This is a genomic window from Streptomyces sp. NPDC002776, from assembly GCF_053592195.1.
Window position 1 is genome coordinate 706,870 of the sequence record NZ_JBSFVG010000001.1, and the last position, 25,673, is coordinate 732,542.

The following is a 25,673-nucleotide window of genomic DNA, read 5'->3' on the forward strand; positions in this document are numbered from 1 at the left end:
TATGACACAAGAGGGCGGCGCCTCCCCCGACCCGTAGGGGTCGGGGGAGGCGCCGCCGTTTCGCCGGTGGCCCGGAAGGGGGCCGCGCCGCTAACCCGCGCGGTGCACCACCGCGTCGCACAGCTCCATCAGCGCGGCCTTGGCGTCGCACTCGGGCAGGGGCGCCAGCGAGGCCCGCGCGTCCTGGGCGTACCGCACGGTGTCCCGGCGGGCCTGCTCCAGAGCCGGGTGCGCCCGCAGCGCGGCCAGCGCCTCGGCGTGCCGCACATCGTCGGTCAGGTCGGAGTCCAGCAGCTCGCAGAGCGCGATGTCCTCCGCGAGCCCCAGCCGCTGCGCCCGCTCCCGCAGCCGCAGCACGGGCAGGGTCGCGATCCCCTCCCGGAGATCCGTACCCGGCGTCTTGCCGGACTCGCGGGAGTCGGAAGCGATGTCCAGGACGTCGTCGGCCAGCTGGAACGCGACCCCCAGCCGCTCGCCGTACTGGGTGAGCACGTCCACCACCGTCTCGTCGGCGCCCGACATCATCGCGCCGAAGCGGCACGACACCGCCACCAGCGAGCCGGTCTTCCCGGCCAGCACATCGAGGTAGTGCTCGACCGGGTCGCGCCCGTCCTGCGGTCCCGCCGTCTCCAGGATCTGCCCGGTGACCAGCCGCTCGAACGCCTCGGCCTGGACCCGGACGGCCTCCGGGCCGAGGTCGGCGAGGATGTGCGAGGCGCGGGCGAAGAGGAAGTCACCGGTGAGGACCGCGACCGAGTTCCCCCAGCGGGTGTTGGCGCTCGGCACCCCGCGCCTGACCTCGGCCTCGTCCATCACGTCGTCGTGGTACAGCGTCGCCAGGTGGGTCAGCTCCACCACCACGGCCGACGGTACGATCCCCGGCGCGTGGCGGTCCCCGAACTGCGCGCTGAGCATCACGAGCAGCGGCCTGAACCGCTTCCCGCCCGCGCGCACCAGATGCTGGGCTGCGCCCGTGATGAAGGGGACCTCGCTCTTGGTGGCCTCGAGCAGTCCCTCCTCGACAGCCGCCAATCCGGCCTGGACATCGGCTTCCAGAGCCTGGTCCCGCACGCTCAGCCCGAACGGCCCGACGACGGTCACGAGGGGTCTCCTGTCTGCTGGTGTCTACTGGCGATTACGCGGTTTGTCGATAGGTCGCTGCCTTCACTCAAGTCAGCGTATCCGGTCACGTTTCGATCACCGCTGCCGCCCACCCGTCCACGACGGGCGGTATCGGATCACGGTGGTTATGTTTTTGATCACCTGATAAGAACGGATATAGATCGACTTACGTGGAAGCGGTGGAGCGTGTCTCGAGCCGAAGAGACAACCCGCACGGATGTCCGTATCCCCCTCGCGGACGGAACCATGCTGCACGTGCCCTGCGCCTTTTAGGTTGATTGCCAGATTTGGCGCGACTTGTGATCACGCGTGATGTGACTCACGCCCCCGAGTCCGCAGGCGCCTCTCGGACTTCCCCCGACACCCCTTCCCCAGCGGCCAGTTGAGACTTGGCACTCGCAAAGATGCACCCACCACGCACCCTGTGAACGAAGATCAAAACCCTGGATATGTGAATCCGCTACTTGTTTCGGACATGTGCTCTCGCATACGTTCCCGGCCTGTCGGGCGGACGCCTAATCCTGCCGCCGTCCGGCTCCACCGAGATTCTTCGTATGGCAGGAGCGGGGGAACCAGGTAAGTCGCCGACCCGGCACGTCTTCGGACGCGCCGGTGCGGCTCGGGGTGAAGTCGCGCGCCCTTCGCGGTGCGCGGCCGGGCAGCTCCCGCCCGAACCCGACAGCTCACCTCGCAGGCGCCGGAGAGGAACTTCGTCATGCCTGCTGCCGCTCAGCACCGTCCTGCCCGCACCAGCCGGGTCGCCCGCAAGCTCGCCGTCCTCGGCACCGGAGCCGCCGTACTCGCGCTGCCGCTCCTCGGGGCGACCACCGCCGCCGCGGCCACCCCGACCGTCACCACCGCCGCCTCGCTGGGGTACGCCAACAACCTGGACGGCTGGATCCGCGCGTCCCTCCAGGTCATGGCCCAGAAGGGGATCCCCGGCAGCTACAACGGCATCTACCGCAACATCATCCGGGAGTCCTCGGGCAACCAGTACGCGATCAACAACTGGGACTCCAACGCCGCCGCCGGCACCCCCTCCAAGGGCCTGCTCCAGGTGATCGACCCGACCTTCCAGGCGTACCACGTGTCCGGCACCTCGTGGGACCCCTACGACCCGGTCGCCAACATCACCGCCGCCTGCAACTACGCGGCGCAGCGGTACGGCTCGATCGACAACGTCTTCGGGGCGTACTGACCGGGCCCGTCACCGGAAGAGTCGTTCGAGGACGACGGCGATGCCGTCGTCCTCGTTCGACAGGGTGATCTCGTCGGCGACCGCCCTGAGTTCGGGATGGGCGTTGGCCATCGCCACGCCGTGGGCCGCCCAGTCGAACATCGGGATGTCGTTGGGCATGTCACCGAAGGCGATCGTCCCCTCCGGGCCGAGGCCCAGGTGATCCGCGGCCAGGGCGAGCCCGGTCGCCTTGGTGATGCCGCATGGCTGAAGTTCGACGGTCCCGGGCCCCGACATGGTGACCGTCGCCAGCGAACCCACCACCGAACGCGCCGTCGCCGCCAACTGGTCGTCGGACAGCTCGGGATGGCGCAGCAGCACCTTGCTGATCGGCGCGCCCCACAGGTCGTCACGCCGGCCGACGCGCACCGCGGGCAAGGTGGGGTGCGGCATCAGGTACCCGGGCTCGATCAGGGTGAGCCCGTCGACGCCGTCCTGGTCGACCGCCGCGTACACCTGTCCCACCTCGGCCTCGATCTTGCCGAGCGCGGTCTCGGCCAGCTCCTGGTCCAGGGTGACGGACCAGAGCAGACGGCCCGCGCCGGCGTCGTACACCTGCGCACCCTGCCCGCACACCGCGAGCCCCTCGCTGCCCAGGTCGTCCAGGAGCGGCCGCACCCTGGGCGCCGGCCGGCCGGTCACCACCAGGTGCCGGGCCCCCGCCTCCGCCACCCGCGCGAGTGCGGCCAGCGACCGGTCGGAGAGCGTGTCGTCGCCTCGCAGGAGGGTCCCGTCCAGGTCGGTGGCGATGAGTGAATATGCGATGGGTGCGGCCATGATCAGAGAATACGGACAGGACGCCCCCACGACTCAGCGCGAACCGGACGACCCCGGCGCCCCCCTGCGCCCCACGCGCCCCCTCCAACTCCCTTGTCCTCACCCGTTGCTGGTGACATGAGGGCACTGCCGTGACGCACGGGGCGGAGGGCAGGACGGGGCGGAGCGAGGACCGCGCGACACGGCCGCCAGCAGGCCCGGCGCACCTCGGGAACTGATCGTCCCGCTCCCTTGTGCACTGCCCAAGACGGGTGCCCCACCCGTAACGTGTGCGGCGACGACACGGACCCGTGGCACGCACGAGAGTGAGGCAGCACCCATGCCCCCCTTTGATGTCCCCGAGGGCGACCCCTTCGGCCCGCACAACCTTCCGTACGGTGTCTTCTCCCTCCCCGGCGAGGACAGCGAGCGCCGGGTCGGTGTACGGCTCGGCGACCACGTCCTCGACGCGGGCGCGGCGGCGCTGGCCCTGGGTTCCCCGTACGCCTCCCTGCTCGCCCGGCCCACGCTGAACCCGCTGCTGGCGGCGGGCCGCACCGCCTGGTCGGACGTGCGCCGCGCGCTGACCGCCTGGGTCACGGTGCCGTCCCACCGGGAGACCATCGAGCCGCTGTTCCACCCGCTCTCCGCGGTGGCCCTGCACCTGCCCTTCGAGGTCGCGGACTACGTGGACTTCTACGCCTCCGAGAACCACGCCCGGAACGTCGGCCAGATGTTCCGCCCGGACGCCGCGGACTCCCTCACCCCGAACTGGAAGCACCTCCCGATCGGCTACCACGGCCGCTCGGGCACGGTCGTGGTCTCGGGCACCGACGTCGTACGGCCCTCCGGCCAGCGCAAGGCGCCGGCCGACGCGGCGCCCGTCTTCGGCCCGTCCGTCCGCCTGGACATCGAGGCCGAGGTCGGCTTCGTGGTGGGCGTGCCGTCGGCGATGGGCGGCCCGGTCGGCCTCGGCGACTTCCGGGAGCACGTCTTCGGCCTGTGCCTGCTCAACGACTGGTCCGCGCGCGACATCCAGGCCTGGGAGTACGTCCCGCTCGGCCCCTTCCTCGGCAAGTCCTTCGCCACCTCGGTGTCGGCCTGGATCACCCCGCTGGACGCGCTGGAGGAGGCCCGGGTGGCCCCTCCTGAGCGCACCCACGACCTGCTTCCCTACCTGGACGACGCGGCCGAGGAACCCGCCGGTTACGACCTGCGCATCTCGGTCTCCCTCAACGGTCATGTGATCTCCGAACCTCCCTTCTCGACGATGTACTGGACGGCCGCCCAGCAGCTGGCCCACATGACGGTCAACGGCGCCTCCCTGCGCACCGGCGACCTCTACGGTTCCGGCACGGTCAGCGGCCCGGCGGAACGCGAGCGCGGCTCCCTGCTGGAGCTCACCTGGAACGGCCGGGACGTCCTGGAGCTCCCCGACGGCAAGCGGACCTTCCTGGAGGACGGCGACGTGGTGACGCTGTCGGCGTGGGCCCCGGGAGCGGACGGGGCGCGGGTGGGGCTGGGCGAGGTCACCGGGCGGGTGGTGGCCGGCGGGGCCTGACCCCACCGCCTGCCGAACGGCCATCACCCCCGCGGGAGTTGCCGCTCGCGGCCGCTCCCCTCGGGTCGAACGGTTCGATGGCCGCCGATGTCTGCCGCGTACCGCCGCTCGCCGTCATACTGGGCGGCGGACGGTGCGCGCGGGACACGCTCTCGCACCGCCCGCGCACAGCCCGCCCCGCAGCCGCCCTTGTCCCGACCAGGATCCGGAGCCCGTGGCATGACCGTCTGCCTGCTCCTGCTGAGCGCCGTCGCTCTGCTGGCCGCCGTGCCGGTACCGCGTTCCCTGACCCGGGCCATGTGGCCGGAGCGGGAGCCGGTGGTCGCGCTGTGGGTGTGGCAGTGCCTGGTCGCGACCGTGCTGCTGTGCTGTCTGACGGCCCTCGTCCTGGGCGCCGCCGCCGTCTTCCACACGGTCCGCGACCATGTCTTCGCGCCCGCGCCGCCCGCGGTGACCGCGGCGTACGACCTGTCCACGGCGCCGGTCTGGGCGACGGCCTTCACGCTGCTGCTGGCCTGCGGCGCCGCCTGGACGACGGCGATGCTGGCCCGTGAGCTGGTCGAGGCCCGGCGCAGTCGCGGCCAGGCCAGGGCCCACCTGCGCGAACGCGCCCCGGACCTGCCCGCCGGTCTCCCGGCCGCGCGCGGCCCCCTGCTGGTGCTGGAGGACGAGTACCCGGACGCCTGGTGGATGCCCGGCAACCCGCCCCAGCTGATCGTCACCACCGGCGCCCTGCGCCGCCTGACCGACCACCAGCTGGACGCCGTCCTCACCCACGAACGCGGCCACGCCCGGGCCCGCCACGACTGGCTGCTGCACCTGTCCACCGCATTGGCCACCGGCTTCCCCCGCATCCCCCTGTTCGCCCACTTCTGCGACCAGACCCACCGCCTGGTCGAGCTGGCCGCCGACGACACCGCGTCCCGCCGCTGCGGCCACCTGACCACGGCGCTGGCCCTGATCGAGCTCAATCAGCACCGAGGCGTCCTGTCCTGCGCCTCCAGCCACCGCCTGCTGGGCGAGCGCGTGGACCGGCTGCTGGAACCCCAGCCGCGCCTGGACCGCCGCCACCGGGTCCTGACGACCACCGCGGCGGCGCTGGTGCCCCTGCTCCCGCTGCTGATCGTCTTCGGCCCGGGGCTGACGGCGCTGGCCTAGCGGCGAAGGCGCGTCCCGCCCCCGGCCGACCCCTCACTCCCAGCCGTCAGGCTCCGGCTCCGCGTCCATCTCGGGCCAGTGATCCTCCTCGCCTTGAGACACGGACTGATTCCTGGGCTCGGACTCGGGCTCGGACTTCGACTCGGGCTCGGACTCCGCCGCGCCCTCGCCCAGCCCGGCCAGAACCCCGATCACGCCCTCCCCGTAGGTCGCCAGCTTCTTCTCCCCCACTCCGCCGACGCTCCCCAGCTCCCGCACCGACGAGGGCCAGACCGTGACGATCTCCCGAAGCGTCGCGTCGTGGAAGATCACATACGCCGGAACCCCCTGCTCCCGGGCCTGCTCGGCCCGCCAGGCCCGCAGCGCCTCGAACGCGGGCACCAGCCGCTCCGGCAACTCCACCACGGCGGCCCGGGCCTTCCGCTCCCCCTTGCCGGCCGACGCCGACCGCGAGGTCACCGGCTTCTTCGGCTCCTTGCGCAGCGGCACCTCCCGCTCCCGCCGGAGCACCGCCCCGCTGCCCTCGGTCAGCACGAGCGTGCCGTACTCCCCTTCGACGGCCAGCAGGCCCTGGGCCAGCAACTGCCGGATGACGCCCCGCCATTCACCCTCGCTCAGCTCCTCCCCGATGCCGAAGACGGAGAGCTGGTCGTGGTCGAACTGGATCACTTTGGCCGTGCGCTTGCCCAGCAGGATGTCGACGATCTGCACCGCCCCGAACTTCTGCCCCCGCTCCCGCTGCAGCCGCACCACGGTCGACAGCACCTTCTGCGCCGCGACGGTCCCGTCCCAGGTCTCGGGCGGAGTCAGGCAGGTGTCGCAGTTGCCGCAGGCGGACGCATCGGGGTCCTGGCCGAAGTAGGCGAGCAGCTGTCCCCGCCGGCACTGAGCCGTCTCGCACAGGCCGAGCATCGCGTCCAGGTGGGCCTCCGCCCGCCGCTGGAACGCCTCGTCGCCCTCCCCTGACTGGATCATCTTGCGCTGCTGGATGACGTCATTGAGTCCGTACGCCATCCACGCCGTGGACGGCAGCCCGTCCCGGCCCGCCCGGCCCGTCTCCTGGTAGTAGCCCTCGACCGACTTCGGCAGGTCCAGGTGCGCGACGAACCGTACGTCCGGCTTGTCGATGCCCATGCCGAACGCGATCGTCGCCACCACGACCAGCCCGTCCTCCCGCAGGAAGCGGGACTGGTGCGCCGCGCGGGTCCCCGCGTCGAGCCCCGCGTGGTACGGCACCGCCTCCACGCCGTTGCGGCTGAGGAACTCCGCCGTCTTCTCCACGGAGTTGCGCGAGAGGCAGTACACGATGCCCGCGTCCCCGGCGTGCTCCTCGCGCAGGAAGCTCAGCAGCTGCTTCTTGGGGTCGGCCTTCGGCACGATCCGGTACTGGATGTTGGGCCGGTCGAAGCTCGCCACGAAGTGGCGGGCCGTCGGCATGTTCAGCCGCTCGGTGATCTCCTGGTGCGTCGCGTGGGTGGCGGTCGCCGTGAGCGCGATCCGCGGGACGTCCGGCCAGCGCTCGCCGAGCAGGGACAGCGCCAGATAGTCGGGCCGGAAGTCATGGCCCCACTGGGACACGCAGTGCGCCTCGTCGATCGCGAACACCGCGATCTTGCCGCGGGAGAGCAGATCCAGCGTGGAGTCGAGCCGCAGCCGCTCCGGGGCGAGGTACAGCAGGTCCAGCTCCCCAGCGAGGAACTCGGCCTCCATCACCCGGCGCTCGTCGAAATCCTGCGTGGAGTTGATGAACCCGGCCCGCACACCGAGCGCCCGCAACGCGTCCACCTGGTCCTGCATCAGCGCGATCAGCGGTGACACCACGATGCCCGTACCGGGTCTGACCAGGGACGGGATCTGATAGCACAGTGACTTGCCGCCGCCGGTCGGCATGAGGACGACGGCGTCACCGCCGGCCACCACATGCTCGATGACCGCTTCCTGCTCGCCCCGGAAGGTCTCGTACCCGAAGACCCTGTTGAGCGTGGCCAACGCCTCGCTCTCGGCTACCGCTGTCATGACACCGATCCCGCCCGTCCCGCCCATCGTCGTGCCCCCCGTACGTCGCTTCTCGACCACTGCGTCCACGATAGGCGTCCGCACCGACAGCGCCGGAGTTATCCACAGGCTGCCCCTCGTAACGCTCGGCGGTCGGCGGTCGGCGGTCGGCCGAAGCGAGCCGGTCATCCCTGCCCCCGCGCACGACGAAGACCCCGGCTCCCACCTCGGGAACCGGGGCCCTCCGTGTCGGCGGCGCGGGTCAGCGCACGAACACCCCGGCAGTGCTCGCCAGGTCCAGGAAGTACTGCGGCGCCACACCGAGCACCAGCGTGACCGCCACGCCGACCGCGATCGCCGTCGTCGTCAGCGCAGACGGCACCGCGACCGTGGGGCCCTCGGCGCGCGGCTCGCTGAAGAACATCAGCACGATGACACGGATGTAGAAGAACGCCGCGATCGCCGACGAGATCACACCGACCACGACCAGCGGGGCCGCCCCGCCCTCCGCCGCCGCCTTGAACACGGCGAACTTCCCGGCGAACCCGGACGTCAGCGGAATGCCCGCGAAGGCCAGCAGGAACACCGCGAACACGGCCGCCACCAGCGGCGAACGCCGACCCAGCCCAGCCCACTTGGACAGATGCGTGGCCTCGCCGCCCGCGTCCCGGACCAGTGTGACCACCGCGAAGGCGCCGATCGTCACGAAGGAGTAGGCGCCCAGATAGAACAGCACGGAGGAGACACCGTCCGGCGTGGTCGCGATCACACCGGCGAGGATGAAGCCCGCGTGCGCGATCGACGAGTACGCCAGCAGCCGCTTGATGTCGGTCTGCGTGATCGCGACGATGGCGCCGCCCAGCATGGTGATGATCGCGACGGCCCACATGACCGGCCGCCAGTCCCAGCGCAGGCCGGGCAGCACCACGTACAGGACCCGCAGCAGCGCGCCGAACGCCGCCACCTTGGTCGCCGCCGCCATGAAGCCGGTCACCGGGGTCGGCGCGCCCTGGTACACGTCCGGCGTCCACATGTGGAAGGGCACCGCGCCGACCTTGAACAGCAGGCCCATGACGAGCATGGCCATGCCGATCAGCAGCAGCGCGTCATTGCCCATGGTGGACGCGAGGGCCGGGTCGACGGTGGTGAGGGTGCCGTCGACGACCTGCGCGATCGTCGCGTACGACAACGAACCCGCGTAGCCGTACAGCAGCGCGATGCCGAACAGGGTGAACGCGGAGGCGAACGCCCCGAGCAGGAAGTACTTCACCGCCGCTTCCTGCGACATCAGCCGCTTGCGGCGGGCGAGGGCGCACATCAGGTACAGCGGCAGGGAGAAGACCTCCAGCGCGATGAACAGCGTCAGCAGGTCGTTGGCGGCCGGGAAGACCAGCATGCCCGCGACCGCGAAGAGCAGCAGCGGGAACACCTCGGTGGTGGCGAACCCGGCCCGCACCGCGGCCTTCTCGCTGTCGCTGCCCGGCACCGACGCGGCCTGCGCGGCGAAGGAGTCGACCCGGTTGCCGTGCGCCGCCGGGTCGAGCCGCCGTTCGGCGAAGGTGAACAGGCCCACCAGCCCGGCCAGCAGGATCGTGCCCTGGAGGAAGAGCGCCGGGCCGTCGACGGCGATGGCGCCCATCGCCACGATGCCGGCCTTCGTGGTGCCGTACCCGTCGGCCGCGAGGGCGACCACCGCGGCGAAGGCGGCGGTCAACGCGATGGCGGAGACGATCACCTGAGCGTAGTACCGGGACTTGCGCGGTACCGCCGCCTCGATCAGCACCCCCACGATCGCCGCGCCGACGACGATCAGCGTGGGCGACAATTGTCCGTATTCGATCTTCGGCGCGTCGATCTTCGAGATCGGGTCGGCCGCGGTTGTCCACAGGCTGTGGACGGCTGATGCGCTCACTTGGCCGCCTCCACCTCGGGCTGGGGGTCCTTCTTCTGTACGTCGGACATGGTGTGCTCGACCGCCGGGTTGACGATGTCCGTGACGGGCTTCGGGTAGACGCCCAGGAAGATCAGCAGTACGACCAGCGGGGCGACGACCGCGAGCTCCCGCACCCTGAGGTCCGGCATCGTGGCGACCTCGGGCTTCACCGGGCCCGTCATCGTCCGCTGGTACAGGACGAGGGTGTAGAGCGCGGCGAGCACGATGCCGAAGGTGGCGATGATGCCGACCACCGGATAGCTGGCGTAGGTGCCGACCAGGACCAGGAACTCACTGACGAACGGCGCCAGTCCGGGCAGCGACAGGGTCGCCAGACCGCCGATCAGGAAGGTGCCGGCGAGCACCGGGGCGACCTTCTGCACTCCCCCGTAGTCGGCGATGAGCCGCGAGCCGCGCCGCGAGATCAGGAAGCCGGCCACCAGCATCAACGCGGCCGTGGAGAGACCGTGGTTGACCATGTACAGCGTCGCGCCCGACTGGCCCTGGCTGGTCATCGCGAAGATGCCCATGATGATGAAGCCGAAGTGCGAGATCGACGCGTAGGCCACCAGGCGCTTCATGTCCCGCTGGCCGACGGCGAGCAGCGCGCCGTAGATGATGCTGATCAGCGCCAGGACGAGGACGGCGGGCGTCGCCCACTTCGAGGCCTCCGGGAACAGCCCGAGGCAGAAGCGGAGCATCGCGAAGGTGCCGACCTTGTCGACCACCGCGGTGATCAGGACGGCGACCGGGGCGGTGGCCTCACCCATGGCATTGGGCAGCCAGGTGTGCAGCGGCCACAGCGGCGCCTTCACCGCGAAGGCGAAGAAGAAGCCGAGGAACAGCCAGCGTTCGGTGCTGGTCGCCATCTCCAGCGAGCCGTTGGCCCGGGCCTCGGCGATCTCGGGCAGCGAGAAGTTCCCGGCGACCACGTACAGGCCGATCACCGCGGCCAGCATGATCAGGCCGCCGACCAGGTTGTAGAGGAGGAACTTCACCGCGGCGTACGAGCGCTGGGTGGACGCCACTTCCTCGCCGTGCTGGTGGGCACGGTCCCCGAAGCCTCCGATGAGGAAGTACATCGGGATGAGCATGGCCTCGAAGAAGATGTAGAAGAGGAAGACGTCGGTGGCCTCGAAGGAGAGGATCACCATCGCCTCGACGGCCAGGATCAGGGCGAAGAAGCCCTGCGTCGGCCGCCAGCGCTTGCTGCCGGTCTCCAGCGGGTCGGCGTCGTGCCAGCCCGCGAGGATGATGAAGGGGATCAGCAGGGCGGTCAGCGCGATCAGGGCCACCGCGATGCCGTCCACGCCGAGGTCGTAACGGACCCCGAACTCAGCGATCCACGAGTGGGATTCGGTGAGCTGGTAGCGGTCGCCGTCGGGGTCGAAGCGGACCAGGATCGCGACGGCCAGCGCGAGCGTGGCGAGCGAGACGAGCAGCGCCAGCCACTTGGCCGCGGTGCGCCGCGTGGCCGGTACGGCGGCCGTGACGATCGCCCCGATCGCGGGGAGCGCCGCCGTCGCTGTCAGCAGGGGAAAGGACATCGGTATCAGACCGCCCTCATCAGCAGGGTCGCGGCGACGAGGAGTGCCGCACCGCCGAACATCGAGACCGCGTACGACCGCGCGAAGCCGTTCTGGAGTCTGCGCAGCCGTCCGGAGAGGCCGCCGACCGAGGCCGCCGTGCCGTTGACGACGCCGTCGACCAGGGTGTGGTCGACGTACACCAGGGAGCGCGTGAGGTGTTCGCCACCGCGGACGAGGACGACGTGGTTGAAGTCGTCCTGGAGCAGATCGCGCCGGGCGGCCCGGGTGAGCAGCGACCCGCGCGGGGCGACGACCGGCACCGGGCGGCGCCCGTACTGCAGGTACGCGGCGGTGACACCGATGACCATCACGGCCACCGTGGACGCCGTGACCGTGGCCGCGCTGAGCGGGGAGTGGCCGTGGTCGTGGCCGGTGATGGGCTCCAGCCAGTGCACGAAGCGGTCACCGACGCTGAACAGGCCGCCCGCGAAGACGGACCCGAACGCCAGCAGGATCATCGGGATCGTCATGGAGCTGGGCGACTCGTGCGGGTGCGGCTCACGGCCGTGCTCGTCGGCCTGCCAGCGCTTCTCGCCGAAGAACGTCATCAGCATCACGCGCGTCATGTAGTACGCCGTGATCGCGGCGCCCAGCAGGGCACAGCCGCCGAGGATCCAGCCCTCGGTGCCGCCCTTGGCGAACGCCGACTCGATGATCTTGTCCTTGGAGAAGAAGCCGGACAGGCCCGGGAAGCCGATGATCGCGAGGTAGCCGAGACCGAAGGTGATGAAGGTGATCGGCATGTACTTCCTGAGGCCGCCGTACTTGCGCATGTCGACCTCGTCGTTCATGCCGTGCATGACCGAACCGGCGCCGAGGAAGAGCCCGGCCTTGAAGAAGCCGTGGGTCACCAGGTGCATGATCGCGAAGACGTAGCCGATCGGGCCGAGGCCCGCGGCCAGGACCATGTAGCCGATCTGCGACATGGTCGAGCCGGCCAGCGCCTTCTTGATGTCGTCCTTCGCGCAACCGACGATCGCACCGAACAGGAGCGTGACGGCACCGACGATGGTGACGACCAGCTGGGCGTCGGGCGCGGCGTTGAAGATCGCGCCGGAGCGGACGATCAGGTAGACGCCCGCGGTCACCATCGTCGCCGCGTGGATCAGGGCCGAGACCGGGGTCGGGCCCTCCATCGCGTCCCCGAGCCAGGACTGCAGCGGTACCTGGGCGGACTTGCCGCAGGCCGCGAGCAGCAGCATCAGGGCGATGGCGGTGAGCGTGCCCTCGGAGGTCTCGCCGACGAGCCCGGGCTCCTCGCGGGTGCCGAGGAGCGGGCCGAAGGCGAAGGTCCCGAAGGTGGTGAACATGATCATGATCGCGATCGACAGACCCATGTCGCCGACGCGGTTGACCAGGAACGCCTTCTTCGCGGCCGTCGCGGCACTGGGCTTGTGCTGCCAGAAGCCGATCAGCAGGTACGAGGCCAGACCGACGCCCTCCCAGCCGACGTACAGCAGCAGGTAGTTGTCGGCGAGGACGAGCAGCAGCATCGCCGCGAGGAACAGGTTCAGATAGCCGAAGAAGCGGCGGCGCCGCTCGTCGTGCTCCATGTACCCGATCGAGTACAGGTGGATCAGCGAGCCGACACCGGTGATCAGCAGGACGAACGTCATCGACAGCTGGTCCAGGCGGAAGGCGACGTCCGCCTGGAAGCCCTCCACCGGGATCCAGCTGAACAGATGCTGGGTCAGCGTCCGGTGGTCGGCGTCCTTGCCGAGCAGGTCGACGAAGAGGATCGCGCCGAACACGAAGGACACGGCCGCGAGGAGCGTGCCGATCCAGTGCCCGACGGCGTCCAGGCGCCGGCCGCCGCACAGCAGGACCGCCGCTCCGAGCAGGGGCGCCGCGATGAGCAGCGCAATCAGGTTCTCCACGATTCAGCGACCCCTTACAGCTTCATCAGGCTGGCGTCGTCGACCGAGGCCGAGTGGCGGGAACGGAACAGCGACACGATGATCGCGAGCCCGACCACGACCTCCGCGGCGGCGACGACCATCGTGAAGAAGGCGAGGATCTGGCCGTCGAGATTGCCGTGCATCCGGGAGAAGGCGACGAGCGAGAGGTTGCAGGCGTTGAGCATCAGCTCGACGCACATGAACACCACGATCGCGTTGCGCCGGATCAGTACGCCGGTGGCGCCGATCGTGAACAACAGGGCCGCGAGGTAGATGTAGTTGACCGGGTTCACTTCAACGCCTCCCCGCTCTTGGTGCGCTCCAGGCGCTCCTCGGCCCGCTGTTCCAGGGCCTTGAGGTCGTTGAGCGCCTCGGTGGACACATCACGGATCTGGCCGCGCTCCCGCAGCGTCTTGCTGACGGTGAGCTCCGAGGGGGTGCCGTCGGGCAGCAGACCGGCGATGTCCACGGCGTTGTGCCGGGCGTACACGCCGGGCGCCGGCAGCGGCGGCACGTTCTTGCCCTCGCGCACCCGCTGCTCGGCCATCTCGCGCTGCGTCTTGGCCCGCTCGGTGCGCTCCCGGTGAGTGAGCACCATGGCACCGACGGCGGCCGTGATGAGCAGGGCGCCGGTGATCTCGAAGGCGAAGACGTACTTCGTGAACAGCAGGACGGCCAGGCCCTCCACATTGCCGCCCGCGTTCGCCTGGGCGAGGCCGTTGAACTCCGTCAGGGAGGCGTTGCCGATCCCGGCGAACAGCAGGATGCCGAAGCCGAGGCCGCACAGAAGGGCCAGCCAGCGCTGGCCCTTGATGGTCTCCTTCAGGGAGTCCGCGGCGGTCACGCCGACCAGCATCACCACGAACAGGAACAGCATCATGATCGCGCCGGTGTAGACGACGATCTGCACGACGCCCAGGAAGTAGGCGCCGTTGGCGAGGTAGAACACCGCCAGGACGATCATGGTGCCGGCCAGGCAGAGGGCGCTGTGCACGGCCTTCTTCATGAAGACGGTGCACAGGGCGCCGATCACCGCGACCGTGCCGAGGATCCAGAACTGGAAGGCCTCGCCGGTGGAGGTGGAGTAGGCGGCGAGCTGCACGGTCATCGGCCGACCACCTTCCCCGACGCCGGTTCGTCCTCGCCGAACGTCGAGGCGGCCTCCTGCGGGACCTCGCCCTTGGAGAGCGCGACCTGCTGGGTGGTGCCCGGCGCGGCCTCCGTCACCAGGCCCCGGTAGTAGTCCTGCTCGTCCGTGCCGGGGTAGAGGGCGTGCGGCGAGTCGACCATGCCGTCCTCGAGACCGGCGAGCAGCTGCTCCTTGGTGTAGATGAGGTTGGCGCGGCTGGAGTCGGCCAGCTCGAACTCGTTCGTCATCGTGAGCGCGCGCGTGGGGCACGCCTCGATGCACAGGCCGCACAGGATGCAGCGGGCGTAGTTGATCTGGTAGACGCGGCCGTACCGCTCGCCCGGCGAGTAGCGCTCCTCGTCGGTGTTGTCCGCGCCCTCCACATAGATCGCGTCGGCGGGGCAGGCCCAGGCGCACAGTTCGCAGCCGACGCACTTCTCCAGGCCGTCCGGATGGCGGTTGAGCTGGTGCCGTCCGTGGAACCGGGGAGCGGTGGTCTTCTGCTGTTCCGGGTACTGCTCGGTCAGCCGCTTCTTGAACATGGCCTTGAAGGTCACGCCGAAGCCGGCCACGGGATTCTGGAAACCGGGCTTGGTCTCCTTGGGCTCCTCAGCCATCGGACGCCTCCTTTCCATCCAGAGATCCGTCACTCTGAGTATCGGGCCCACCACTGACAATCAGCTCCCGCTCCCGGCGCGAACGGCGTCGCGGCACCGGTGGCAGCTCCTGTCCGGGCAGTGGCGGTACGGGGAATCCGCCCGCCATCGCGTCGAATTCGGCGGCCGGGGCGGCGGGTTCCTCCTCCTTCGGCTTGCCGCGGAACATGTCCGCGACGAAGGAGAGCAGCAGGAGCACCAGGACGCCGCCGCCGACATAGAGGGCGATGTCGGCGAAGTCGTAGTTCTCGTTGCGCAGGGTCCGTACCGTCGCGACGAGCATCAGCCAGACCACGGAGACCGGGATCAGGACCTTCCAGCCGAGCTTCATCAGCTGGTCGTAGCGGACGCGGGGCAGGGTGCCGCGCAGCCAGATGAAGAAGAAGAGCAGCAGCTGCACCTTGATCACGAACCAGAGCAGCGGCCACCAGCCGTGGTTGGCGCCCTCCCAGAAGGTGGAGACCGGCCAGGGGGCCCGCCAGCCGCCGAGGAAGAGCGTCACCGACACCGCCGAGACCGTCACCATGTTCACGTACTCGGCGAGCATGAACATCGCGAACTTGATCGAGGAGTACTCGGTGTTGAAGCCGCCGACCAGGTCGCCCTCGGACTCCGGCATGTCGAAGGGGGCGCGGTTGGTCTCGCCGATCATCGTGACGATGTAGATGAGGAAGGAGACCGGCAGCAGGACGACGTACCAGCGGTCGTGCTGCGCCTCGACGATCGTGGACGTCGACATCGACCCCGAGTAGAGGAACACCGAGGCGAAGGCGGCGCCCATGGCGATCTCGTACGAGATCATCTGCGCGCAGGAGCGCAGGCCGCCGAGGAGCGGATACGTGGATCCGGAGCTCCAGCCCGCCAGCACGATGCCGTAGATGCCGACCGAGGCGACCGCGAGGATGTAGAGCATCGCGATCGGCAGGTCGGTGAGCTGCATCGTGGTGCGCTCGCCGAAGATCGAGATCTCGTTCCCGGCCGGGCCGAAGGGGATCACCGCGATCGCCATGAAGGCCGGGATGGCCGCGATGATCGGCGCGAGGACGTAGACCACCTTGTCCGCGCGTTTGACGATGACGTCTTCCTTCAGCATCAGCTTGATGCCGTCGGCGAGCGACTGGAGCATGCCCCAGGGGCCGTGCCGGTTGGGGCCGATGCGCAGCTGCATCCAGGCGACGACCTTGCGCTCCCACACGATGGAGAACAGCACCGTCACCATCAGGAAGGCGAAGCAGAAGACCGCCTTGACGACGACCAGCCACCAGGGGTCACGGCCGAACATCGAGAGGTCTTCAGCGGCGAGGAACACACTCATGCCTCCACCTCCTTGGGTGCTCCGGTGGCGAGCGTCGCCGGGCCGATGCGGACGAGGGAGCCGGGCCGCGCCCCGGTGTCGGAGGCGACGCCGCCACCGGTGGAGTTCAGCGGCAGCCAGACCACCCGGTCGGGCATCGCGGTGATCCTGAGCGGGAGTTGCACGGTCCCGGCGGTGCCGGTCACCGCGAGGAGGTCGCCCTCCTTCAGCCCCGCTTCGGCGGCCGTGGCGGCCGACAGGCGCGCGTGGGCGGTGTGCCGGGTGCCGGCGAGCGCCTCGTCACCGTCCTGGAGGCGTCCCTGGTCGAGCAGCAGCCGGTGCCCGGCCAGCACGGCCTCCCCGGCGGCGGGCCGCGGCAACTGCGCCCCGGTCTCCAGGGGTTCGGTGGCCCGGGGCCCGTCCCAGGCGCCCAGCCGGTCCAGCTCCGCACGCGCGGTGCGCAGGTCCGGCAGGCCCAGGTGGACGTCCATGGCGTCGGCCAGCATCTGCAGGACGCGGGCGTCGGTCGGGGGCAGGCGGCGGGTCATGTGGTCGGGCTTGAGCGCGGCCTCGAAGAAGCGCACCCGGCCTTCCCAGTTGAGGAAGGTGCCCGCCTTCTCGGCGACGGCGGCGACCGGCAGGACCACGTCGGCGAGCTCGGTGACCTCGCTCGGCCGCAGCTCCAGCGAGACCAGGAAGCCGGCTTCGGCGAGCGCCACGCGCGCGCGTGCCGGGTCGGGCAGGTCGGCGATCTCGAGTCCGGCGACCACCAGGGCCTGGAGTTCACCGGTGGCGGCGGCCTCCACGATCTGGCCGGTGTCGCGTCCGTAGCGGTGCGGGAGCTCGGCCACGCCCCAGGCCGCGGCGACCTCCTCCCGCGCGCGCGGGTCGGTGGCCGGACGGCCGCCCGGCAGCAGCGACGGCAGCGCGCCGGCTTCCACGGCGCCGCGCTCACCGGCCCGTCGCGGGATCCACACCAGCTGCGCGCCGGTCGCGGACGCGGCCCGTACGGCGGCGGTGAGCCCGCCCGCCACACCGGCCAGCCGCTCCCCAACGACGATCACCGCGCCCTCGGTGCGCAGCGCCTCGGAGGCCCTGGCACCGTCGCCCTCCAGTCCGACCCCGCTCGCGAGGGCGTCCAGCCACTCGGTCTCGGTGCCGGGAGCGGCGGGCAGCAGGACGCCGCCGGCCTTCTCCAGGCCGCGGGTGCTGTGCGTGGCGAGCGAGAAGACCTGCTGGCCGTGCTTGCGCCAGGCCTTGCGCAGCCGCAGGAAGATCCCGGGCGCCTCCTCCTCCGCCTCGAACCCGGCGAGCAGGACCGCGGGCGCCTTCTCCAGGAGGGTGTAGGTGACGCCCGTACCGTCGAGGTCACGGCCGCGTCCGGCGACCCGGGCCGCCAGGAAGTCGGCCTCCTCGCCGCTGTGCACGCGCGCGCGGAAGTCGATGTCGTTGGAATCGAGCGCCACGCGCGTGAACTTGCTGTACGCGTAGGCGTCCTCGATGGTGAGGCGGCCGCCGGTCAGGACACCGGCCCGCCCGCGCGAGGCGAGCAGCCCCTGGGCCGCGATCTGCAGGGCCTCCGGCCAGGACGCCGGCACCAGTTCGCCCTCGGGATTGCGCACCAGCGGCGTCTGGAGCCGGTCCCGCTGCTGCGCGTACCGGAAGGCGAACCGCCCCTTGTCGCAGATCCACTCCTCGTTGACCTCGGGGTCGTCTGCGGCGAGCTTGCGCATGACCTTGCCGCGCCGGTGGTCCGTGCGCGTGGCGCAGCCGCCCGAGCAGTGCTCGCAGACGCTCGGCGAGGACACCAGGTCGAAGGGGCGGGAGCGGAAGCGGTACGCCGCCGAGGTGAGCGCTCCGACCGGGCAGATCTGGATGGTGTTGCCGGAGAAGTACGACTCGAAGGGGTCGCCCTCGCCGGTGCCGACCTGCTGGAGGGCGCCCCGCTCGACCAGCTCGATCATCGGGTCGCCCGCGATCTGGTTGGAGAAGCGGGTGCAGCGGGCGCACAGCACGCACCGCTCGCGGTCGAGGAGCACCTGCGTGGAGATCGGCACGGGCTTCTCGTAGGTCCGCTTGCGTCCCTCGAAGCGGGACTCGGCCTGGCCGTGCGACATGGCCTGGTTCTGCAGCGGGCACTCGCCGCCCTTGTCGCAGACCGGGCAGTCCAGCGGGTGGTTGATGAGGAGCAGCTCCATCACACCGTGCTGGGCCTTCTCGGCGACCGGCGAGGTCAGATGCGTCTTCACCACCATTCCGTCGGTGCAGGTGATGGTGCAGGACGCCATCGGCTTGCGCTGGCCCTCGACCTCGACGATGCACTGGCGGCAGGCGCCGGCCGGGTCGAGGAGCGGGTGGTCACAGAAGCGGGGGATCTCGATGCCGAGCTGTTCGGCGGCCCGGATGACCAGGGTGCCCTTGGGCACGCTGATCTCCACGCCGTCGATGGTCAGCGAGACGAGATCTTCCGGCGGGACCGCCGCCTCTCCCCCTCCGGAGGGAGCGCTCGTGGTCACAGTCATGCGTTCACCTCCGTACGGTGGTCGGCCCAGGCCGTCGACTTGCCCGGGTCGAAGGGGCAGCCGCGGCCCGTGATGTGCTGCTCGTACTCCTCGCGGAAATACTTCAGCGAGGAGAAGATCGGCGAGGCGGCGCCGTCGCCGAGGGCGCAGAAGGACTTGCCGTTGATGTTGTCGGCGATGTCGTTCAGCTTGTCGAGGTCGCTCATCACGCCCTTGCCGGCCTCGATGTCGCGCAGCAGCTGCACGAGCCAGTACGTGCCCTCACGGCAGGGCGTGCACTTGCCGCAGGACTCGTGGGCGTAGAACTCGGTCCAGCGGGTGACGGCGCGGACGACGCAGGTCGTCTCGTCGAAGCACTGGAGCGCCTTGGTGCCGAGCATCGAACCGGCGGCGGCCACTCCCTCGTAGTCGAGGGGGACGTCGAGGTGCTCGTCGGTGAACATCGGCGTCGAGGAGCCGCCCGGCGTCCAGAACTTCAGCCGGTGGCCGGGCCGCATGCCGCCGCTCATCTCCAGCAGCTGGCGCAGGGTGATGCCGAGCGGGGCCTCGTACTGGCCGGGGCTCGCGACATGGCCGCTGAGCGAGTAGAGCGTGAAGCCCGGGGACTTCTCGCTGCCCATCGACCTGAACCAGTCCTTGCCCTTGTGCAGGATCGCGGGAACCGACGCGATCGACTCGACGTTGTTCACCACAGTGGGGCAGGCATAGAGGCCCGCCACCGCAGGGAAGGGGGGACGGAGCCGCGGTTGACCACGGCGGCCTTCGAGCGAGTCGAGCAGTGCGGTCTCTTCACCACAGATGTACGCCCCGGCGCCCGCGTGCACGGTGAGTTCGAGATCGAGGCCGCTGCCGAGGATGTTCTTTCCGAGGTAGCCGGCCGCATAGGCCTCGCTCACGGCCGAGTGCAACCGCCGCAGCACGGGGACGACTTCACCCCGCAGGTAGATGAAGGCATGAGACGACCTGATGGCATAACAGGCGATGACGATGCCCTCGATGAGGCTGTGCGGGTTCGCGAAGAGGAGCGGGATGTCCTTGCAGGTTCCGGGCTCCGACTCGTCGGCGTTGACAACTAGATAGTGCGGCTTTCCATCTCCCTGGGGAATGAACTGCCATTTCATTCCGGTGGGGAATCCCGCGCCGCCGCGCCCGCGCAGACCGGAGTCCTTCACATAGGCGATGAGGTCGTCCGGCGACATGGCGAGCGCCTTGCGGAGTCCCTCGTATCCTTCGTGCCTTCGGTAGACGTCCAGCGTCCAGGACTTGTCCTCGTCCCAGAAGGCCGACAGCACGGGTGCGAGCAGCTTCTCGGGGCCGGTGTCTTTCAGCTCGGGTGCCAAGGTCATCACTCCCCCTCCTCGGCAGCAGGCCCGGCCGGGTGGGCCGGGTCGGAGGCCGATGTGTCCTGCGGCGCGTCGTGTGAGCTCAGGTGCTGCGTGGGTGACGGCTCGTGCACTGCCGTGTCCTGCGGCTCCTCATGAGGTCCGCCGTCGCGCGGGTGCACCACGCGCGCGGGGGCGGTCTCCCCCTTGGCCAGCTTGAGACCGATCAGCGAAGCGGGTCCCGCGCTTCCGCCGGCCTCGACTGCCCCTTCCCGCTCGTCGGGAAAGCCCGCCAGGACCCGGGCCGTCTCCTTGAAGGTGCACAGCGGCGCCCCGCGCGTGGGGGAAACCGGTGCTCCCGCGCGCAGGTCGTCCACCATGCGCTTGGCGCTCTGCACGGTCTGGTTGTCGAAGAACTCCCAGTTGACCATCACGACCGGCGCGTAGTCGCAGGCCGCGTTGCACTCGATGTGCTCCAGGGTGACCTTGCCGTCGTCGGTGGTCTCGCCGTTGCCGATGCCGAGGTGCTCCTGGAGCGCCTCGAAGATCGCGTCGCCGCCCATCACCGCGCACAGCGTGTTGGTGCACACCCCGACCTGGTAGTCACCGCTCGGGCGGCGCCGGTACATGGTGTAGAAGGTGGCCACCGCGGTGACCTCGGCCGTGGTCAGCTGCAGCATGTCCGCGCAGAACCGCATCCCGGTGCGCGTGACATGGCCTTCCTCCGACTGCACCAGGTGCAGCAGCGGAAGGAGCGCGGACCGGGAGTCGGGGTAGCGGGCGATGATCTCGCGCGCGTCCCGCTCCAGCCGGGCTCGGACGTCGTCCGGGTAGCCGGGCGCGGGCAGTTCGGGCATGCCCAGGCTGACGCCCTGCTCCGAAGAACTGGTGGTCACCGGTCGACGCCTCCCATCACGGGGTCGATGGACGCGACAGCGACGATGACGTCGGCGACCTGGCCGCCCTCGCACATCGCCGCCATCGCCTGAAGGTTGGTGAAGGACGGGTCGCGGAAATGGACCCGGTAGGGGCGGGTGCCGCCGTCGGAGACGGCGTGCACGCCGAGCTCGCCCTTGGGCGACTCGACGGCCGCGTACGCCTGTCCCGGCGGAACGCGGAAGCCCTCGGTGACCAGCTTGAAGTGGTGGATCAGGGCCTCCATGGAGGTGCCCATGATCTTCTTGATGTGGTCGAGGGAGTTGCCGAGACCGTCCGGACCGAGCGCGAGCTGGGCGGGCCAGGCGATCTTCTTGTCGGCGACCATGACCGGGCCGGGCTGCAGCCGGTCCAGGCACTGCTCGACGATCCTGAGCGACTGGCGCATCTCCTCCAGGCGGATCAGGAAGCGGCCGTAGGAGTCGCAGGTGTCGGCGGTGGGGACGTCGAAGTCGAAGGTCTCGTAGCCGCAGTACGGCTGGGACTTGCGCAGGTCGTGCGGCAGGCCGGTGGAGCGCAGGATGGGTCCGGTGGCGCCGAGGGCCATGCAGCCGGCCAGGTCGAGGTAGCCGACGTCCTGCATACGGGCCTTGAAGATGGGGTTCCCGGTGGCGAGCTTGTCGTACTCCGGGAGGTTCTTGCGCATCTTCTTCACGAACTCGCGGATCTGGTCCACCGCGCCCGGCGGCAGGTCCTGGGCGAGTCCGCCGGGGCGGATGTACGCGTGGTTCATCCGCAGGCCCGTGATGAGCTCGTAGATGTCGAGAATCATTTCACGATCACGGAATCCGTAGATCATGATCGTGGTGGCGCCGAGCTCCATGCCGCCGGTGGCGATGCACACCAAGTGCGAGGAGAGGCGGTTGAGCTCCATCAGGAGCACCCGGATCAGGGTGGCCCGGTCGGGGATCTGGTCCTCGATGCCGAGGAGCTTCTCGACGGCGAGGCAGTAGCCGGTCTCGTTGAAGAAGGACGTCAGGTAGTCCATGCGCGTCACGAACGTGGTGCCCTGCGTCCACGTGCGGAACTCGAGGTTCTTCTCGATGCCGGTGTGCAGATAGCCGATGCCGCAGCGGGCCTCGGTGACCGTCTCGCCCTCGATCTCCAGGATCAGCCGGAGCACTCCGTGGGTGGAGGGGTGCTGGGGACCCATGTTGACGACGATGCGCTCGTCGTCGGCGCGGGCCGCGGACTGGACGACCTCGTCCCAGTCGCCACCGGTGACCGTGTAGACGGTGCCCTCGGTGGTCTCGCGGGGGGAAGCGTGGGAAGTGCTCACGAGTACGACCTCCGCTGGTCCGGAGCCGGGATCTGGGCGCCCTTGTACTCGACGGGGATGCCGCCGAGGGGGTAGTCCTTGCGCTGCGGGTGGCCCTGCCAGTCGTCCGGCATCATGATCCGCGTCAGGGCCGGGTGGCCTTCGAAGACGAGACCGAAGAAGTCGTAGGTCTCGCGCTCGTGCCAGTCGTTGGTCGGATAGACGGAGACCAGCGACGGGACGCGGCGGTCGCTGTCGGGGGCGCTGACCTCGAGGCGGATCAGCCGGTTGTGGGTGATCGAGCGCAGGTGGTAGACGGCGTGCAGCTCGCGGCCCTTGTCGTGGGGGTAGTGGACCCCGCTCACGCCGGTGCACAGCTCGAAGCGCAGGGCCGGGTCGTCGCGCAGGGTGCGGGCGACGCGGAGCAGATGCTCGCGCTCGATGTGGAAGGTGAGCTCGCCGCGGTCGACGATCGTCTTCTCGATGGCGTTCTCCGGCAGGAGGCCCTGCTCCTCCAGGGCGCCCTCGAGTTCGTCGGCGACCTCGTCGAACCAGCCGCCGTAGGGGCGGGTGGCCGGTCCCGGGAGCCGGACCGAGCGGACCAGGCCGCCGTAACCGGAGGTGTCGCCGCCGTTGTTGGCGCCGAACATGCCGCGCTGGACGCGGATCTCCTCGCCGCCGTCGCCCCGCTGGCCGGGGAGGTTCTCGGTGCCGAGGTCCTTCTCGGGGTTGACGCCGTTGTTCGTGTCGCTCATCGCAGCAGCCCCTTCATCTCGATCGTGGGGAGCGCCTTGAGCGCGGCTTCCTCGGCCTCGCGGGCCGCCTCCTCGGCGTTCACGCCGAGCTTGGAGGTCTGGATCTTCTGGTGGAGCTTGAGGATCGCGTCCAGCAGCATCTCGGGCCGGGGCGGACAGCCGGGCAGATAGATGTCGACCGGGACGATGTGGTCGACGCCCTGCACGATGGCGTAGTTGTTGAACATGCCGCCCGAGGAGGCGCAGACCCCCATGGAGATCACCCACTTGGGGTTCGGCATCTGGTCGTAGACCTGCCGGAGCACCGGCGCCATCTTCTGGCTGACCCGGCCGGCGACGATCATGAGGTCGGCCTGCCGCGGGGAACCGCGGAAGACCTCCATGCCGAAGCGCGCCAGGTCGTAGCGGCCGGCGCCGGTGGTCATCATCTCGATGGCGCAGCAGGCGAGGCCGAAGGTGGCCGGGAAGACGGACGCCTTGCGCACCCAGCCCGCGGCCTGCTCGACGGTGGTCAGCAGGAAGCCGCTCGGCAGTTTTTCTTCGAGTCCCATGAGTTAAAGGCCCCTCAGTCCCATTCCAGGCCGCCGCGCCGCCATACGTACGCGTACGCCACGAAGACGGTGAGCACGAAGAGCAGCATCTCCACGAGCCCGAAAATCCCCAGGGCGTCGAAGGTGACGGCCCAGGGGTAGAGGAAGACGATCTCGATATCGAAGATGATGAAGAGCATCGCCGTCAGGTAGTACTTGATCGGGAAACGCCCGCCGCCGGCCGGCGTGGGGGTCGGCTCGATGCCGCACTCGTAGGCCTCGAGCTTGGCCCGGTTGTACCGCTTCGGACCGATCAGCGTGGCCATGACCACGGAGAAGATCGCAAAGCCTGCCCCGAGGGCTCCCAGTACGAGGATGGGCGCATACGCGTTCACCGCTCCTCGCTCCTCTCAGTCGGCACTGACTGCTGGCGGTTGCGTCGGACTCGCCACTCCTGTCCCACCGGTTCCTCGAACCCCGCCCGTCCCGGCGAAGATCGAGAACATGTGAAGCAGGTCACAAGCCCAACTGCCTCGCATCTTATGCCCGCCGCTCTGTGATCTGCGACACGGGGTATTGCACAAGCTTTGTGATCTCCACCACCTGACGAAGGATCATGAAGTCGGATGAGTGGTGATCTTCGTACGCGAGGCATGCAAGTGATCACCTGAGGTGACATTTCCGCTCGTCGGCGCAGCTCGGAGGGGTCGTCTCAATATCAAGAGACTTCCCTTGCATGCAAATTGGAGATGGACCCGGGGCCCTGATAGAGGACCGCGTTCACACATCAGAGGGAGGCGCGGGGCGAGGTGTGGACGCGTGCACGCGTTCACGAGCGATCGGGGGGTCGGTCGCGCACGGGGGACGCACCCGTCGCTGTGACCGTTGCGTGACCTCCGCCACACTCATGAGAGGCCGATGAGAACCGGGCTTGGCCACTTGTCCCAACCAGTGGTAGGCGCGGGGCAATTCGGGCGAACCGATGAAAGCGCGTGATCACGGGCGTGCGGGGTGGCGTCCGCAATGTCCGTTACGGCGTCAATAAAGGGCGTCAGGAGAGGTTTTCGGGGGGTCGGTTGAACAACTGTGGCGCAGCACACGTTTCTTGAAGGTATGGAGGAGCCCCTGATACCGGTTGTTCTCATGTCCCACACCGCTCACATACGCAGCCACCGGAAACCCCGCCGCTCCGGGTCCACGACCCTCGCGATGCGCGCCGGAGTTGCCGGTGGCGTCCTCAGCATGGCAGCGGCGGGTGCGTCGGCCACGGCGAGCGCCGCCGAGCCGGTCACGCAGACCATCGAACTGCCCACCCTGACGGCCGACCTGGCCGCTCAGGTCGCCGAGTCCGCGGACGTCACGCAGCAGGCCGCGGCCGGTTACGAGCTGCAGGCCGAGCGCGACGCCGCAGCCGCGGCGGCCGCGAAGGAGGCCAAGGCCGACCTCGCGGAGGCCAAGAAGAAGGCGGAGGCCAAGAAGGAGGCCGCCGAGGCGGCCCGCAAGGCCGCCGCCGAGCGCGCCGCGCGCAGCGCCGAGCGGACCACGCTCGCCGCCACCAGCACGACTGCCACCGCCACCACCACCGCCACCGCTTCCGCCCCCGCGAGCGGCAGCGTCGGCACGGTCATCGCCTTCCTCAAGGCACAGCTGGGCGACGCCTACGTCATGGGCGCCACCGGCCCGAACGCGTGGGACTGCTCCTCGCTGGTGCAGGCCGCCTTCAAGCAGGTCGGCGTGGACCTCCCCCGGATCTCCCAGGACCAGTCGATGGTCGGCACGGACGTCTCCCTGTCCAGCCTCCAGGTCGGCGACATCCTCTACTGGGGCGGCAAGGGTTCGGCGTACCACGTGGGCGTCTACATCGGCGACGGCCAGTACCTGGACGCGGCCAACCCCTCCAAGGGCGTGGTCATTCAGGACCTTTCCGGCTATCCCGCCTCGGGCGCGGTGCGCGTACTCTGACGCACAGCCCGAAAAGGGGCACAACAGTACGGACGGGGCCGCAGCCGCTCGGGGGCAGCG

21 protein-coding genes and 1 riboswitch are annotated in these 25,673 nt (G+C 69.8%); of the genes, 4 read left to right on the forward strand and 17 right to left on the reverse strand.

What is annotated here, in order from left to right:
• Window positions 1–90: 90 nt before the first annotated feature.
• Window positions 91–1,101, reverse strand: a complete 1,011-nt coding sequence (locus ACWD11_RS03345; protein WP_389415475.1) for a polyprenyl synthetase family protein — start codon at window positions 1,099–1,101, stop codon at window positions 91–93.
• 549 nt (window positions 1,102–1,650) lie between these two features.
• Window positions 1,651–1,834: riboswitch (cyclic di-AMP (ydaO/yuaA leader) on the forward strand.
• Window positions 1,835–1,837: 3 nt separating this feature from the next.
• Between ACWD11_RS03345 and ACWD11_RS03350 the strand changes: the two genes are divergently transcribed.
• Window positions 1,838–2,320, forward strand: a complete 483-nt coding sequence (locus ACWD11_RS03350; protein ID WP_389415476.1) for a transglycosylase SLT domain-containing protein — start codon at window positions 1,838–1,840, stop codon at window positions 2,318–2,320.
• A gap of 9 nt (window positions 2,321–2,329) precedes the next feature.
• Here the strand turns inward: ACWD11_RS03350 and ACWD11_RS03355 are convergent, their stop codons facing one another.
• Window positions 2,330–3,136 (reverse strand): HAD family hydrolase, encoded by an 807-nt coding sequence (locus tag ACWD11_RS03355; RefSeq protein WP_389415477.1) that lies wholly within the window; start codon window positions 3,134–3,136, stop codon window positions 2,330–2,332.
• Window positions 3,137–3,455: 319 nt separating this feature from the next.
• Here ACWD11_RS03355 and fahA point away from each other — a divergent pair, with 319 nt between their 5' ends.
• Both fahA and ACWD11_RS03365 read left to right on the forward strand, forming a co-directional pair.
• The gene (fahA, locus tag ACWD11_RS03360; protein WP_451280967.1) at window positions 3,456–4,676 is read left to right on the forward strand and encodes a fumarylacetoacetase; all 1,221 of its coding nucleotides are present in this window, start codon (window positions 3,456–3,458) and stop codon (window positions 4,674–4,676) included.
• A 219-nt stretch (window positions 4,677–4,895) separates the two neighbouring features.
• Entirely contained in the window at window positions 4,896–5,834 is a 939-nt protein-coding gene (locus tag ACWD11_RS03365; RefSeq protein ID WP_451280969.1) for a M56 family metallopeptidase, read from the forward strand.
• A gap of 33 nt (window positions 5,835–5,867) precedes the next feature.
• Here ACWD11_RS03365 and recQ read toward each other — a convergent pair whose 3' ends face one another.
• The 15 genes from recQ to ACWD11_RS03440 all read right to left on the reverse strand — a co-directional run bounded on the left by recQ (window position 5,868) and on the right by ACWD11_RS03440 (window position 24,046).
• Window positions 5,868–7,877, reverse strand: coding sequence for a DNA helicase RecQ (gene recQ, locus ACWD11_RS03370; RefSeq protein WP_451281145.1), 2,010 nt, complete (start codon window positions 7,875–7,877; stop codon window positions 5,868–5,870).
• 214 nt (window positions 7,878–8,091) lie between these two features.
• Window positions 8,092–9,741, reverse strand: a complete 1,650-nt coding sequence (gene nuoN, locus ACWD11_RS03375; RefSeq protein WP_389415480.1) for an NADH-quinone oxidoreductase subunit NuoN — start codon at window positions 9,739–9,741, stop codon at window positions 8,092–8,094.
• A complete protein-coding gene (locus tag ACWD11_RS03380; protein ID WP_451280971.1) occupies window positions 9,738–11,309 on the reverse strand; it encodes an NADH-quinone oxidoreductase subunit M in 1,572 nt (523 codons plus the stop codon). Before ACWD11_RS03380 ends, nuoN begins: the two co-directional genes overlap by 4 nt.
• Window positions 11,310–11,314: 5 nt before the next feature.
• The gene (gene nuoL, locus ACWD11_RS03385; protein ID WP_451280973.1) at window positions 11,315–13,228 is read right to left on the reverse strand and encodes an NADH-quinone oxidoreductase subunit L; all 1,914 of its coding nucleotides are present in this window, start codon (window positions 13,226–13,228) and stop codon (window positions 11,315–11,317) included.
• Between the two features lie 14 nt (window positions 13,229–13,242).
• Window positions 13,243–13,542: an NADH-quinone oxidoreductase subunit NuoK gene (nuoK, locus tag ACWD11_RS03390; protein WP_250070882.1), complete on the reverse strand. Its 300-nt coding sequence runs from the start codon at window positions 13,540–13,542 to the stop codon at window positions 13,243–13,245.
• Window positions 13,539–14,357, reverse strand: coding sequence for an NADH-quinone oxidoreductase subunit J (locus ACWD11_RS03395; RefSeq protein WP_451280975.1), 819 nt, complete (start codon window positions 14,355–14,357; stop codon window positions 13,539–13,541). The genes nuoK and ACWD11_RS03395 overlap by 4 nt, the downstream gene beginning before the upstream one ends.
• Window positions 14,354–14,995, reverse strand: a complete 642-nt coding sequence (gene nuoI, locus ACWD11_RS03400; protein ID WP_389415484.1) for an NADH-quinone oxidoreductase subunit NuoI — start codon at window positions 14,993–14,995, stop codon at window positions 14,354–14,356. The genes ACWD11_RS03395 and nuoI overlap by 4 nt, the downstream gene beginning before the upstream one ends.
• A complete protein-coding gene (nuoH, locus tag ACWD11_RS03405) occupies window positions 14,988–16,349 on the reverse strand; it encodes an NADH-quinone oxidoreductase subunit NuoH (protein WP_451280977.1) in 1,362 nt (453 codons plus the stop codon). The genes nuoI and nuoH overlap by 8 nt, the downstream gene beginning before the upstream one ends.
• Window positions 16,346–18,850: an NADH-quinone oxidoreductase subunit G gene (locus ACWD11_RS03410; protein ID WP_451280979.1), complete on the reverse strand. Its 2,505-nt coding sequence runs from the start codon at window positions 18,848–18,850 to the stop codon at window positions 16,346–16,348. The genes nuoH and ACWD11_RS03410 overlap by 4 nt, the downstream gene beginning before the upstream one ends.
• The gene (gene nuoF, locus ACWD11_RS03415) at window positions 18,847–20,196 is read right to left on the reverse strand and encodes an NADH-quinone oxidoreductase subunit NuoF (protein ID WP_451280981.1); all 1,350 of its coding nucleotides are present in this window, start codon (window positions 20,194–20,196) and stop codon (window positions 18,847–18,849) included. The genes ACWD11_RS03410 and nuoF overlap by 4 nt, the downstream gene beginning before the upstream one ends.
• Window positions 20,196–21,068, reverse strand: a complete 873-nt coding sequence (gene nuoE, locus ACWD11_RS03420; protein ID WP_451280983.1) for an NADH-quinone oxidoreductase subunit NuoE — start codon at window positions 21,066–21,068, stop codon at window positions 20,196–20,198. Before nuoE ends, nuoF begins: the two co-directional genes overlap by 1 nt.
• Entirely contained in the window at window positions 21,065–22,387 is a 1,323-nt protein-coding gene (locus ACWD11_RS03425; RefSeq protein WP_389415489.1) for an NADH-quinone oxidoreductase subunit D, read from the reverse strand. The genes nuoE and ACWD11_RS03425 overlap by 4 nt, the downstream gene beginning before the upstream one ends.
• On the reverse strand, window positions 22,384–23,121 hold the full coding sequence (locus ACWD11_RS03430) for an NADH-quinone oxidoreductase subunit C (RefSeq protein WP_389415490.1): 738 nt from the start codon (window positions 23,119–23,121) through the stop codon (window positions 22,384–22,386). The genes ACWD11_RS03425 and ACWD11_RS03430 overlap by 4 nt, the downstream gene beginning before the upstream one ends.
• The gene (locus ACWD11_RS03435) at window positions 23,118–23,672 is read right to left on the reverse strand and encodes a NuoB/complex I 20 kDa subunit family protein (RefSeq protein ID WP_056552623.1); all 555 of its coding nucleotides are present in this window, start codon (window positions 23,670–23,672) and stop codon (window positions 23,118–23,120) included. The genes ACWD11_RS03430 and ACWD11_RS03435 overlap by 4 nt, the downstream gene beginning before the upstream one ends.
• Before the next feature lie 14 nt (window positions 23,673–23,686).
• Window positions 23,687–24,046 (reverse strand): NADH-quinone oxidoreductase subunit A, encoded by a 360-nt coding sequence (locus ACWD11_RS03440; protein WP_003974383.1) that lies wholly within the window; start codon window positions 24,044–24,046, stop codon window positions 23,687–23,689.
• A 718-nt stretch (window positions 24,047–24,764) separates the two neighbouring features.
• Between ACWD11_RS03440 and ACWD11_RS03445 the strand changes: the two genes are divergently transcribed.
• Window positions 24,765–25,613, forward strand: a complete 849-nt coding sequence (locus ACWD11_RS03445; protein ID WP_451280986.1) for a C40 family peptidase — start codon at window positions 24,765–24,767, stop codon at window positions 25,611–25,613.
• Window positions 25,614–25,673 lie beyond the last annotated feature (60 nt).